Source organism: Deinococcus betulae (assembly GCF_020166395.1).
Taxonomy (GTDB): Bacteria; Deinococcota; Deinococci; order Deinococcales; family Deinococcaceae; genus Deinococcus; species Deinococcus betulae.
This window is the reverse complement of sequence record NZ_JAIQXU010000052.1, coordinates 1-11,668: the sequence shown is the minus strand read 5'-3', so window position 1 is coordinate 11,668 and position 11,668 is coordinate 1. Positions and strand designations below refer to the sequence as shown.

The following is an 11,668-nucleotide window of genomic DNA, read 5'->3' as shown; positions in this document are numbered from 1 at the left end:
GGTGGCAATGAGTTGCAAAAAGTTCATGAGGGCACGCAGGGTGCGGCGGGGGTAGGTGACTGGGCGGCGGCGGCCACCGTAATGCTCAACGCAGGTGACAGGGTTGAGATGTGGATGAACAGCAGTGGGGGGCGGCGCGTGCTGGGCAGCACGTGGGGCAGCGCTCCGGGCGGCACTCAGATGGCTGTTACGCGCCTCACGTGAATCAGGGGGCGCTGACTGGCAGCCCCGCCTCCACGCGGGCGCCCCCAATCCGCCCCGCCACCTGAATGCTGGGGAGCTCCAGCAATACGTACAGGCCCCAGGCTGCCAGGACACTCGCCACCGGCACCAGCAACAGCACCACGCTCTGGGGCAGGGCCGGCTGCGCGAGGTTCAGCAGTCCTAGCAGAACCACAGGATGAATCAGGTAAAGGCTGTAGGAGATGCGCCCCAGGAATTGCAGCGGCCGGGCGCTCAGCATCCGCTCGGCTGTGAGCGAAGCCAGGACCAGCATCACCAGCAGCGCGGCGCCGGGCAGCACCCAGTAGTCGCGGGTAACCACGTTGGTGTGCTCTGCGCTGAGGAGCCCACCTCCGTAGGCAATAGAGACCAGCGCCAGGGCCAGCATGCTCCACCACACCGGCCGATTGTCTTCCAGCCAGCGGGTCGCCTGCTCGCGATGCTGAGCGATCAGGGCACCCAGGGCGAACGGCAGCAGGTAATGCAGAGTCAGCAATAGGTCGCTGAGGTTCGGTGCTCCGCTGCGATCCAGGAACACGGTCGCCACTGCCGCGCTGAGAGCCCCGTACAGCCCCAGGTTGACGAGGGCAGGCAGGCGCGTGACCGTCCAGTAGATCAGGGGGAAGAGGAGGCTGATTCGCATTTCATGAACTAGGGACCAGATGCTGAAGTCCAGTGCGTCGGTGTCGAACACGCCCACCATGCCCAGGTGCTGCGCGAGGATGCTGATGGTCACCGGCTCGCGCCAGAACGTCCTGATCCACTCCCCGCTCTGGTGGATGGGGGTGGCGCTGGTCAGGGTGCTCAGGAGAGCGGACATCAGTACCGCCGCAGCGTAGGCGGGCCAGAGCCTCACCACTCGCTTGGCCGCGTATTTCAGGTAGTCCCAGCGCCTTGAGTCCTGCATTCTCGCGACCATCAGGTGGAGCACGAAGCCGCTCAGCACAAAGAAGATCAGCACGGCCTCGTTTCCGGCGTAGAGCACGTGCAGGGGGGTTTCATGCGTGCTGTTGTAGATCGCCTCTGCAGCCCGCGCGGTCCCTGAATCACCGGAGCCCAAGCCGGCGTAGAGGACATGCCCAAGTACGACGGCGAGGGCCGCGAGGCCGCGCACGGCATCAAGCTGGGGATAACGCATGCCTGAGCATACGTTTTGCGAGCGCTTATGCTGGCGCTGACTTGTGGAAGGAGATGCAATCCCCCGAATGATGCTTCGAGATCAATTGCATCCAACAGCGGCTGGACACGAACTAATCGCCAAGTATCTCAACAACTGCTTGCTCTGATCCATACCTTCTATTCCCCATTACACCCTGATTCCAACTTCACCCCATCCCGCCCCCGGCCGCCAGCACGGGGGCGGTGCTCTCTCTGCTGGCACTGGAGGCCTATGCACTGATTGCTGCTATTTGCTCTTCTGGTCATGGCCCAGGCGGTCCCTTCGTCACCCAGCGGGCCTCTCTGTCGCGTCGAAGTTGCTGCCCGCCCACTGAACTGGGCCAGCGCCTTGCAGAGCCTCACGGTGGCTCTCAGCCGCGACTGCCCCCCTGACGGTGTGGCCCGCGTCCAACTGGGCGGCTACGGCGGTCTGGGAACCGCGCCACTGGTCCCACCGAAATCCTCTCGGCCACCCGGCCCGTCATCACCTGGGCCGCCCAGCCCCGCTACCGCACCGTGCTCTGGATTGCCCAGAGTGGAAAACCCTATCTCGTGCCCCTCCACAGGGAGGTGAGCCGTGAGGTCACGCCATGAGAGACCCCTTACTCTTACTCACTGTTTTCGTCGGGGTGGCGCTGCTGGTGGCCGTGGCCACCAGTGCCCTCGGCAAGCCGGTCAGCGACGCCCGCCCTGCTGGGCGTGCTGTCCACCACACTGGGCGGCTTGGTCACCGCCATCAGTACCCGCTGCAAAGGCGACAAGGACCGCGATGACCCCCCATCTCAGTGACCTGCTGGGTGTCCTGGCTGTGCTGACCTATCTGGCCGGCGTGGGCGCGGTCACCGTGCGCGCCGTCATGCTCCGCAAGCAGCAAGGGGGCGGCCTCACGCTGTCCCTGGTCCTGGCCCTGGTGGCCCTGGCCTACGTGGGCCTGCTGCTGAGTGATGCGCCCAGTGTGCTGAGCGTATTGCGCAACGACGTGGAGGACATTCCGCCGGCCAGCAGCTTTCGAACCGGCCTATTTGCGGCCTATGCCTGGATTTTGCACGCCCTACTGTTCCGCTTGGCGCGGGGGAGGTTGACATGATTGCTGCACTGTTGGGTACGCTCTTTCTCCTCACGTATGCGGCGGCGCTGGGTTCAGCGGCCGTGCTGACTTAGCGCTATACCGCCCCTCGGGTGCGCTGGATTCCAGTGGTTTTAACTGGGCTGTATTACATCCTGGCCGCGTTCTATCCAGCGCCCGCGTTGCGGACCCTGGTGCTGGGGGACGAATACCCGCTGAGCGAGGTGCTGCGTGGTGGGACGGCCACGCTGGCCCTGGTAGTCAGTCTGTACCTGCGGGCACGGCTGCTCAAGGAGCGGGCATGATTATCCCCACCCTATTACGTACTCTGCGCCCAAACCCACCCCCAGCTGCCGCTGAGACTGCGGCGGAGAAGCTGGCCTGGGCTCTGCCCCAGTACGGCATCACCACAGCTCTGCAAACCGCCCACATCCTGGCGCAGCTGGGCCATGAAAGCGGGTTCCGGCCAGTCAGCGAGAACCTGAACTACAGCGCCAAGCGGCTGTGCGAGGTGTGGACGAACCGCTTCTCGACCCTAGCCAGCGCGGCGAGGTGTACCGGTAACCCAGAGGCCCTAGGCAACATGGTCTATGCCGGGCGCCTGGGGAATGGTAGGCCGGCCGGCGGCGACGGGTAGCATTACCGAGGCCGGGGCATGATTCAGCTGACCGGGCGGGCGAACTACCGGACCTATGGCACCCTGATCGGATACGACCTGGAGGATGACCCAGACCTGCTACTGCAATACGGCATCTCGGCCCTGATGGCCGGGGCCTACTCACGGGCTAGGGGCCTGAATGACCGGCGCCGGCTACTGGGGCTGGCCAAGAAGACGCTGGGCCTGAACTGACAGCAGTTTTCAGAAGTATTGAGGGGAAAGGCAATGCTGAAACCAGCCGGCACAATCCTTCGGGCGCACGGCCTCCAATGCTACCCGGATCGCTTCACTGACTGTCGTTTTCGTCCGTGCTTCCAGCCGTCTCGTCTCTGCCTTCACTTTCGAAAACATCAGCTCGATCGGATTCAAATCCGGTGAATACGGCGGCAGAAAGACCAGCGCCGCTCCTGTCGCTTCAATCGAGGTGCGCACCGCCACGCGGCGGTGCGCACCCAAGTGATCCATCACGACGACCTGCCCCGCCCGAAGTTCTGGCACCCGGATGCGATTGACGTACGTCACAAACACATCCCCGTTCACCCCACCATCCACCAGCCACGCGGCACAGGGGCCTTGCATCGTTACGGCACACAACAACGTCAGGTTGGCGCCCCGATTCCGGGGCACTGTCCCGAAAGCTCGCTCACCGCGCGGTGAGCGGGCGAACGTTCGCGTCATGCTGGTGTGAAATCCGCTCTCGTCCAGATAGATCAGCTCGTGTGGGTCGACCTCCAAGAGGTCCTGTGCAAATAAGGTGCGCCAAGCATGGTCACGTTCCGCCGCTTGCAGCGTCTTTTTTTCTCGTCCACTTCAGATGTTGGATGCGCCGCCAGAGCGTAGTGACCGATAGCGGCCCGTGCTGTGCACGCCACACCGTGACGTGTTCAGCCAGGGTCCAGCCGGGTGCGCTTCCAGTTGCCTGAGCAGCACGTCGTGCTGCTCAGGTGGAAGGACACGTGGTGGACTGCCGGGAATGGGTCGTGGGGCAAGCGGTTGTTCCTGTCGGTGGAGTCGCCAGTAGCGTTCCACAGTGGAGAGACTGACCTGAAATTGTCGGGCGACGTCCGCCTGGGTGAGGCCGTCTCGTACGGCGTATACGATCCGCTGTCGAAGGTCAAGGCTGTACCCACGCATAAATCACCATACTCCTTCAACTCCTCTGGAAACCGCTGTGAGCTACCCTCCAACTTGCGACGAATCGCCCCACCTTGCCTTCGGGCGGGTGGAGGCTTTTTTTGTGCCGGTAGACGATAGGCTGCCGCCGTGACCTTTCAGGTCGGCCTCCCGCTGCCCAGTGATCCCCAGACCTCACAGGAGCGCACCCTGCACTACGCGCCGCGCGGCTCGAGCCCGATGGCGACGATGACCCGTGAGGGCGGCACCTGGGAGTGGCGCCAACTGCGGGATGATGATGGCCTGCGCGAACAAGTAGCTGCCACGCTGATTGAGAAACTACCGTGATCACGTCGGATCTTTTGGAAAAACCTGAAGACCTACGTGATACAACCATTGAGTTGCTCGGGACAGGGCTCATCAGCTACAAAGCAACAGAACGAAAATTTCGTTCCACGTTTGTAGAGATTGGTCAGCAGTGTGGTGAGGATGCCATTCCCCCGCTTATTTACGCGGTATCGAATCGGCAGGCCCTGCTTTTTTACTTCGGCTCTAGTGTTAAGAGCCCGCTCGCTCTAAGGCGAAAGGTCAATTATCACTTTGACGAACACTTGAAGATCCTCATTCGGGCGGCTAGAGGCTGCCAAGAACAGGTTTGAAGTTCGCGGTAGGGATTTCGCAACGAGCAGAATGGGTCGGTGACACGCCGAGGGTACCCCAGTGACGTCGATGACGACACGTATTTCTTTCTGCTCCCGTATCTGCTGCTGAGTCCCGAAGACGCGAGGCAACGGAAATATCCCATTCGAGACGTGCTGAACGCCCTGCTTTGGGTCGCGCGCACTGGCGCGCAGTGGGCGTATTTGCCCCATGACTTCCCACCGGCGGAGACGGTGCGCCAACAGGCACACCGCTGGTTTGAGGCCGCGTGCTTTCAGAGCGCGGTGCATGATCTGCGGATTCTGTCCCGCGTGGAGAAGGGAAGGAACGGGGCGCCAAGCGCGTGGGAAGCGGAGCGTGATGCTGTGCTGGCTGAGGGGAACAGTTGGCCGGACCATGACCTGATGTTCCCGGACCTGAATGGGGAGCCGCTGATGCCTTGGCGCATCAACTACCACTGGCAGGCGCTGCGGGACGGGTGCGAGGTCTCCCCTATCCGGTTCCACGACCTGCGGGCGGAACGAACTTCAATTCGTACAGCAACCCGTACAGTAACCAGCGCGGATGAAGATGGACAGAACTGGACGGCAGAGGATGAGAAAGTGAGCTAAGACGGCAAATATGGATGTGGATGCGGGGGCGCCGACTCAAAATCAAGCGGGAAACCGTAGGGGTTCGAGTCCCCTCACCGCCACCATCAAAGAAGGCTCCGTCCTAGACGGAGCTTTTCTCGTTCTAACTTGGCGCTATGAAGTCGGTGATGGTGCGGGTATAGCAACCCATGTACCCACTGGCTTTTTGTGAGTGCAAGGTGAGTCCTTGAGTCGGCCTCTCCCCTACCACTCCAGCACAGTTAATACTGCTGCCCGCGCCTGCCGGAGCATGTCTGCCGTGCCCGTGCCACCAGGCAGGGCCAAGCACCCATCTGCGTAAGAGATCATCCCAAAGTGCGGAGCGCCGATGATAAGCCCTATGACGCTTAAAACAGCCATATAACTCATGAGCCGATCATTAGACTCATAAAGTCATGAAGAAACTTTCCAGCGCTATGCTCGGCTTAACGGTTCTTCTTACTGCTTGCCCTGACCCAACCCCCCCTATTTCGGAATACACACTGTCCCTTGCGCTCACAGGGGTAATAAGCGCACCTGTCAAGGTCACCAATCTTTCGACCAACACCATTCTCAATGAGGGCACACTGACAAGCGGCAAGACGTTCAGTGGTATCAGCGCTGGGACAATTCTGAAAATCGAGCCTGGTACGGTGAATGGTTACATGGCCCCCAGCGCCCAGACCATCACACTCGACGCGAACAAAACGGTCACCCTCGAGTACAAAGCCGTTGTGATTCCTGGAAACCAGGTGAAGAACAACCAAGTTGAGGGTACGGTAACGGGTATTCCTTACGCTGGCGCAGTTGTACTTGCCAACCCGAATGACTTCGATACCAAGAATATTGGCACGCTGAGTTCCGCCGGCGCTGTCTCCCTTCCACTGTCAGCTGCGCCTGCTGAACTCAGGACCTTCCTCCCTCCTGCAGATTTGGGGTGCACCTTTACAGGCAGTGCCAGCGGCAATCCAAACACTGCACTTTTCTCTGGATTGGATGTGTTGAGCAATCAGAGCGACCTGTTGGGCTACATCTACGAAGCAGTGACCAATGGTGCCCCTGCCGATAGCGTGATTGGCCGTCTGTACAGCGCTTCTGCAGCCACGATCAAAGGCACGGTCAACTGTGGACCCTCTGGTGGAACGTTTGCGATTGACGCGACACTTCAAGCCGGATGGAACGCTGTGGTGCTGACCACGACCGCTTCGGGGTACAACCTGAGCAATAGCACGGCGAACATTCGCACGGAACTGCGCGGTGGCTTGTATGAAGCTAGTGTTCAAGCCGTGCTGCCCAAAGAGCCCCTCAGCTTCACCAATAACGACACCGTAACGGTGCCGGTCACGTTCTATCAGGACGGCGGCTACAATGGTTATATCAAGCTGAGCACCGATGTGCCTGAGTTGACGATAGCGCCTACTACCCTCAACCTCCCTGCCCTGTCAGCTCAGAACACAGGGATGTCCTTGTCTTCCTACCTGCGGACGCTGGGCCTTGCCCCTCAGCGCGTTACCACCAATCTGACGTTCCGGTATACCGGCGGCGAGCGGACGGGCCCTTTCAACCTCAATATTCAGGATGCCAACAACAAAATCGTAGGACGCGGCCAGGGCACCATGAATGCGAGGCCTTCATCTGTGGGTGTAGTGGTCCCCCCAAGCCAGCCCTCACTCTCCATTCGTCAGGGTGAGGCAGGAAATGTGCGGGTCAGCTTGACCAGCATCAATGGCTTTGGCGGTTCAGTGACCGTGACCATGGTTGACCTGCCGACTGGCGTTACCGCAACCCCATCCACAGTGACACTCACGCCGGGCAACGCGCTTGAGGTCAATATCCCTGTGCAAGTCAGCGCAAATGCTGACACGGCCACCTCCACCATTCGTGTGTCTGTCAATACGCGTTCGAGTTCAATTGGCCCTACGACGATTCCGCTCACCATTCAACCAAAGGCACCTCAAACTTATAGCCTACAAATAAGTCTAGCCGGTGTGCCATCGGCACAAATCAACGTGAAAAATAAAGATACGGGTGAAAACATTTACATTGGGACACTGAGCATTCAGACAACTTTAGGCGAATTGCCAGGGGGAACGACTGTCCTAATTGAATCTCAGGATATTGATTTTATGTCAACACCGCAACCAATAGAAATACTCATACAGAAAGACGAAGTGGTCACAGTTCAGTATGCTCCCGATCCTCGGCTTTCGGCGACGCTGCTAGTTACCGGCGAAGCCGAGCTTCAGAATACGCAAAGTCTTCCCGCCAAAGACATTGATCTCCGTACACCTATTGGCGCAGATTCATATAAAGTAGGGGTTCTCGCCAAAGATCTCAATTTTTCTGCAAGTTTAGCCCCTGATCTTTATCAGTTTGCCACCAAGTATTTCTCATTCGAGAAGGAGAGGCTTCTTTCGCTGAGATGCAATGTAGATAATTATAATATTAGCAGAGATACTCCGGTATATGTTTCTGGTCACCTTTCTACTCCGTCGTATCTTGATTCTGTACAATTTTATAGATATTTTATCAACATAGCTTTTATAGGTCCGGAAACTCGAATCGATCCAAGTCGAACTTATAGAGATTCCCATACCCTGGTTTTTACAAAGGTCCCCATAGCGCTTACAGGATCGTACACTTGCGGGAACACAAAAACCGATCTCGGCGCCTACCTGAAACCAGGGTGGAACCTGCTCACCACAAGAACGACCATTCTTTATGATGCCGGAGTGGTATCCTCAGCGAAAGAGGAGATTTTAGCTCAGCCCATAGACAGTTACAATGGTCCTTACCTTTTTCGAGTACTCTCCCAATCTTGAAGACGCAGATTTACTGAAATCTGAGACTTCCTTACAGCCGAAGCTCTCCTAATATCTGAGCGGTATCTCTGTCTATCGTGTACCCATCTGAGTCACAAAGCCCTCACCTGCCCGAAGACAAGGTGGGGGCGATTCGTCGCACGTTGTCCGATAGGTTAGGGATACGCAATCACGATGACGTAGTCGTTGCCGCCGTTCCCGCCAACTCCACCCGGCCACCCGCCGTTGCCACCACTGCCGGCGTTTCCCGCACTGTTGCTCATCCCTCCGCTACCGCCCGGTGCGCCAAAGGGCAGACCTGACGTGACGTTCGCGCCGTTGCCCCCATTAGTGCCCTGCGTGCCAGAGATGCTGCCGCCGCCGTTACCAAATTGCCCGTGGCCCCTAGGATAACTCCCTCCCAGGGCGGCGGGCAGCGTGCCGTTGGCCATCATGAACCCGCCCCCCGCGCCCCCACCGGACGCCGCGACCTGTACCGCTACAGGGGTAGATAGGCTCGCGGTACTCGTGGCTGCCTCACCGACTCCGCCAAGCCACTGCGCGGCAGAACCGGGCGCAGAGGCGACGCTGCTGGTGCTGCCTCCCCCACCCCCGCCGCCCTGGGCCGCCACCAGCAAGGCTTCGAACGAACTGGCGACGCTGCCTGAGCTCCCATTGTTGCCCGCGGTGCTGTTGGCCGTGACGGCCGCTGCTCTTGCCCGGCCAGCGCCTACCGTGACCGTAACGCTCGCGGGGACGATGCTAGCCGGGAAGGTGGCGATACTCACACCACCGCCCCTACCTGGCCCGATGCACACGAACTCAATCACAGTCGCCCAACTGGGCTTGGTCCAGGTGGTTATGGCAAGTTATTGGGGTAGGGTGACACGGTGTTCAACGGTCAGAAGCTTCTCGGCTACCGATTCCCGCTTGAGGTCATTGGGTACGCCGTCTGGCTATACCACCGCTTCACGCTGAGTTATCGGGAAGTCGAGCAACTCCTGCTGGAACGAGGAATTGACGTCACCCGTGAGTCCATCCACGCCTGGTGCATCAAGTTCAGCGACCTGTTCGCTCAGGGCCTGCGCCACCGGGAACCCCGACGAGATGCACGTGGACGTCGGGGACGTCACCCACTGGTTGTGGCGGACCGTCGACGAACACGGCGTCGTCCTGAACGTCTTATTGCAACGACGCCGAGACACTGAAGCGGCCAAGTCATTCTTTGCTATTGGGTGAACATGGTGTGCCTCTCGCGGTGCACACGGACAAGCTGTGGAGTGACGGTGCACCCCTTCGCGAACTTCCGGTACTCCACGGTGTGGAGCACGTCCAGGTGGTCTCCGTGGCTCGCTGCAACAATCTGGTTGAGCAGTCGCATCGTTCCACACGACGACAAGAGCGCCAGCAACGCGGATTCAGATCAGGGCGACGAGCACAGGGATTTCTTGACCTGCACACTCGCATCACGAATCTGCACCATCCGGCTCGCCCCGCTCATCATCGTCGTTACCACCAAAAACGGGCTTTCGTGCTTTGGCGCGACGTCGCGAGACAGGTGGCCTGAACTTCAGGCCACCTGTTTCACCGAGGCTCTTTCATCGCCCCGACGGCAACAACTTGCCACAACCGTTAGATGCCCTTCTGGTATAGGCGGGACTCACATGAGTTCTGGAAGCGTACCAATCTCCGTCAGGCCACCAGGCAAACCATTCAACAGGGCTGCATCTTTTTGCCTATAGGAGCGTGTAGACAGGCACCTCCCCATCCAAGCGGCCCGCCAGAGTAAGGAGAGCCCTTTTCACTCCACCGCCGCAGACCCGGCCTGCTGACGGCGGCGCTTGACGGCATACATACGCTCATCGGCCAGAGCGAGCAGCGCCGGCACCTGGCCCGCTTCAGCCGACTGCACGACTCCAGTACTGGCACCAGTGCGCTGTACGGCGACCGCCTGCGCAGCACTCATGGCCAGGTCGATGCGTTCAAGCAGGTCGTCTTCCGTGCACTGCGGCAACAACACAGCAAATTATCGCCCCCCAGCCGGTAGGCCGCCGCACCCTCATCCAATTCAGCGTCCAGCGCCTGACCAAAGACTTGCAGCAGCTTATCGCCCTGGGCATGGCCCTCGCTGTCATTGACCGCCTTCAGACCATCAAGGTCAATCAGGGCCAGCGTAAACGGGTCGCCCGTGGCCACATGCCCGGCCAACTCCTCATCAAAAGCCCGGCGGTTCAGCAGGCCAGTCAGGGGGTCCCGCCGCGCCTGCTGCTGCACCTGCTCCAGCACCGCGTGCCGCTGCAAAGCGTGTCGGATGGTTCGGCCCGCTGCTTCCAACAGGGTGCGGTCACCCGAACGCCAATGCTCCAGGGCGTGCCCCCGCAGCCGGGCAGCCACCAGGAGCGTGGGCTGGTCGCCCTCGTCACCGAGCGGCAGCCAAGCCACCTGCGTGACGCTAGCCGCCACGATGTGCGGGTGGGCCTGAGGATGGGCCGCGTACTGACTCAGGTAGACCGGCTGCTGCAGGTCCCGCAGCGTATGGACCACGCCTTTCAGGCTGGGCAGCTCGTCCGTTAAGGCCAGCAACTCCGGCGATTGCAGAGAAGGTGCGTGGGCGACCTGCACTGCAAAGCCCTCCCCCTGCCAGGTCAACAGCGCCGTGTAATCGGCCTCAATGGCTTCGCTGATCAGGGCGGCGGCCGTCAGAGTGGCCTGATCGGGGTCAAGCTCAAGGTCCATCAGGCTGCTGACACCTTCCAGAATCCGCGCCTGCTCCAGGGTGCGCCGCAGTTCTGCGGCCTGCTGCCGCTGAGCGCCGGCCTCCTGCTGGGCTTCCAGCGATTGCCGGCGCAGTTCCAGGACCCTCATGGCCAGAACGGCCAGGTCTTGCAGGGCCTGAAGGTCTGCCGTGCCCAGAGGATGCGGCTGGTCATCGGTGACACACAGCGTGCCGATGCGGTGCCCAGCGGGGGTAATCAGAGGCGCCCCCGCGTACATATAGATGTGCGGGTCGCCCGTAACCATCGGGTTCTGCTGAAAACGGGGATCGGTCCTGGCGTCCGGCACCACCAGGGGCGAGTCGTCCAGAATGGTCCAGGCACAGAACGAATCTTTGCGGGGCGCCGTCGTATCGCCTAGTCCAAACGCCGACTTGCCCCACTGGCGGTGCTGGTCAACCAGGTTCAGCACCGCCACCGGAACATTGAGCACCCGCGCCGCCAGCCGGGTAATCCGGTCAAAGTCTTCTTCTGGCACTGTGTCCAGAATCTGATAGCGGGCCAGGTCCAGAAGCCGGCGGTACTCATCAGAGGGGAGGGGCGCAGCTGTCATGTCTTTCACCATATGGGGGGAATCTGACCGCAGCTGTACAGGACCAAACATT

At 60.3% G+C, this 11,668-nt stretch carries 15 protein-coding genes and 2 pseudogenes; 10 read left to right on the top strand and 7 right to left on the bottom strand.

Annotated features, from left to right (window positions below):
- Positions 1 to 204, top strand: a 204-nt coding sequence (locus tag K7W42_RS22050) for a hypothetical protein (RefSeq protein WP_224577489.1), incomplete at its 5' end; no start/stop codon positions are given.
- 1 nt (position 205) lies between these two features.
- Here the strand turns inward: K7W42_RS22050 and K7W42_RS22045 are convergent.
- Both K7W42_RS22045 and K7W42_RS22040 read right to left on the bottom strand, forming a co-directional pair.
- Complete coding sequence (locus K7W42_RS22045; protein WP_224577487.1) at positions 206 to 1,360, bottom strand: acyltransferase family protein; 1,155 nt, start codon at positions 1,358 to 1,360, stop codon at positions 206 to 208.
- 628 nt (positions 1,361 to 1,988) lie between these two features.
- Positions 1,989 to 2,141 carry a hypothetical protein gene (locus K7W42_RS22040; RefSeq protein ID WP_224577485.1) on the bottom strand — a complete coding sequence of 51 codons (153 nt, stop codon included), beginning with the start codon at positions 2,139 to 2,141 and terminating at the stop codon, positions 1,989 to 1,991.
- An 8-nt stretch (positions 2,142 to 2,149) separates the two neighbouring features.
- On the opposite strand from K7W42_RS22040, the gene K7W42_RS22035 reads away from it, so the two are divergent.
- The 4 genes from K7W42_RS22035 (at position 2,150) to K7W42_RS22020 (ending at position 3,296) form a co-directional block, all read left to right on the top strand.
- On the top strand, positions 2,150 to 2,467 hold the full coding sequence (locus K7W42_RS22035; RefSeq protein WP_224577483.1) for a hypothetical protein: 318 nt from the start codon (positions 2,150 to 2,152) through the stop codon (positions 2,465 to 2,467).
- A gap of 92 nt (positions 2,468 to 2,559) precedes the next feature.
- Entirely contained in the window at positions 2,560 to 2,751 is a 192-nt protein-coding gene (locus K7W42_RS22030; protein ID WP_224577481.1) for a hypothetical protein, read from the top strand.
- Complete coding sequence (locus tag K7W42_RS22025; protein ID WP_224577479.1) at positions 2,748 to 3,083, top strand: hypothetical protein; 336 nt, start codon at positions 2,748 to 2,750, stop codon at positions 3,081 to 3,083. The genes K7W42_RS22030 and K7W42_RS22025 overlap by 4 nt, the downstream gene beginning before the upstream one ends.
- Positions 3,084 to 3,101: 18 nt before the next feature.
- On the top strand, positions 3,102 to 3,296 hold the full coding sequence (locus K7W42_RS22020; protein ID WP_224577477.1) for a hypothetical protein: 195 nt from the start codon (positions 3,102 to 3,104) through the stop codon (positions 3,294 to 3,296).
- Positions 3,297 to 3,305: 9 nt separating this feature from the next.
- Here K7W42_RS22020 and K7W42_RS22015 read toward each other — a convergent pair whose 3' ends face one another.
- Together K7W42_RS22015 and K7W42_RS23400 are read right to left on the bottom strand one after the other, a co-directional pair.
- Complete coding sequence (locus K7W42_RS22015; RefSeq protein ID WP_224577491.1) at positions 3,306 to 3,893, bottom strand: IS630 family transposase; 588 nt, start codon at positions 3,891 to 3,893, stop codon at positions 3,306 to 3,308.
- 21 nt (positions 3,894 to 3,914) lie between these two features.
- Positions 3,915 to 4,238: a helix-turn-helix domain-containing protein gene (locus K7W42_RS23400; protein WP_224577475.1), complete on the bottom strand. Its 324-nt coding sequence runs from the start codon at positions 4,236 to 4,238 to the stop codon at positions 3,915 to 3,917.
- A 129-nt stretch (positions 4,239 to 4,367) separates the two neighbouring features.
- Between K7W42_RS23400 and K7W42_RS22005 the strand changes: the two genes are divergently transcribed.
- The 4 genes and pseudogenes from K7W42_RS22005 (at position 4,368) to K7W42_RS21990 (ending at position 8,310) form a co-directional block, all read left to right on the top strand.
- The gene (locus K7W42_RS22005) at positions 4,368 to 4,565 is read left to right on the top strand and encodes a hypothetical protein (RefSeq protein WP_224577472.1); all 198 of its coding nucleotides are present in this window, start codon (positions 4,368 to 4,370) and stop codon (positions 4,563 to 4,565) included.
- The gene (locus K7W42_RS22000; RefSeq protein ID WP_224577470.1) at positions 4,562 to 4,876 is read left to right on the top strand and encodes a hypothetical protein; all 315 of its coding nucleotides are present in this window, start codon (positions 4,562 to 4,564) and stop codon (positions 4,874 to 4,876) included. Before K7W42_RS22005 ends, K7W42_RS22000 begins: the two co-directional genes overlap by 4 nt.
- A gap of 39 nt (positions 4,877 to 4,915) precedes the next feature.
- A pseudogene (locus K7W42_RS21995) lies at positions 4,916 to 5,221 on the top strand (transposase); the annotation flags it as partial.
- 683 nt (positions 5,222 to 5,904) lie between these two features.
- A complete protein-coding gene (locus K7W42_RS21990; protein WP_224577467.1) occupies positions 5,905 to 8,310 on the top strand; it encodes a COG1470 family protein in 2,406 nt (801 codons plus the stop codon).
- Between the two features lie 155 nt (positions 8,311 to 8,465).
- On the opposite strand, the gene K7W42_RS21985 is transcribed toward K7W42_RS21990, so the two are convergent.
- A complete protein-coding gene (locus K7W42_RS21985) occupies positions 8,466 to 9,077 on the bottom strand; it encodes a hypothetical protein (protein WP_224577466.1) in 612 nt (203 codons plus the stop codon).
- Between the two features lie 102 nt (positions 9,078 to 9,179).
- On the opposite strand from K7W42_RS21985, the pseudogene K7W42_RS21980 reads away from it, so the two are divergent.
- Positions 9,180 to 9,856: pseudogene (locus K7W42_RS21980) on the top strand (IS6 family transposase).
- Between the two features lie 234 nt (positions 9,857 to 10,090).
- On the opposite strand, the gene K7W42_RS21975 reads toward K7W42_RS21980, so the two are convergent.
- A complete protein-coding gene (locus K7W42_RS21975; protein ID WP_224577465.1) occupies positions 10,091 to 10,255 on the bottom strand; it encodes a hypothetical protein in 165 nt (54 codons plus the stop codon).
- Positions 10,252 to 11,616: a sensor domain-containing diguanylate cyclase gene (locus tag K7W42_RS21970; protein ID WP_224577464.1), complete on the bottom strand. Its 1,365-nt coding sequence runs from the start codon at positions 11,614 to 11,616 to the stop codon at positions 10,252 to 10,254. The genes K7W42_RS21975 and K7W42_RS21970 overlap by 4 nt, the downstream gene beginning before the upstream one ends.
- Positions 11,617 to 11,668: the final 52 nt, after the last annotated feature.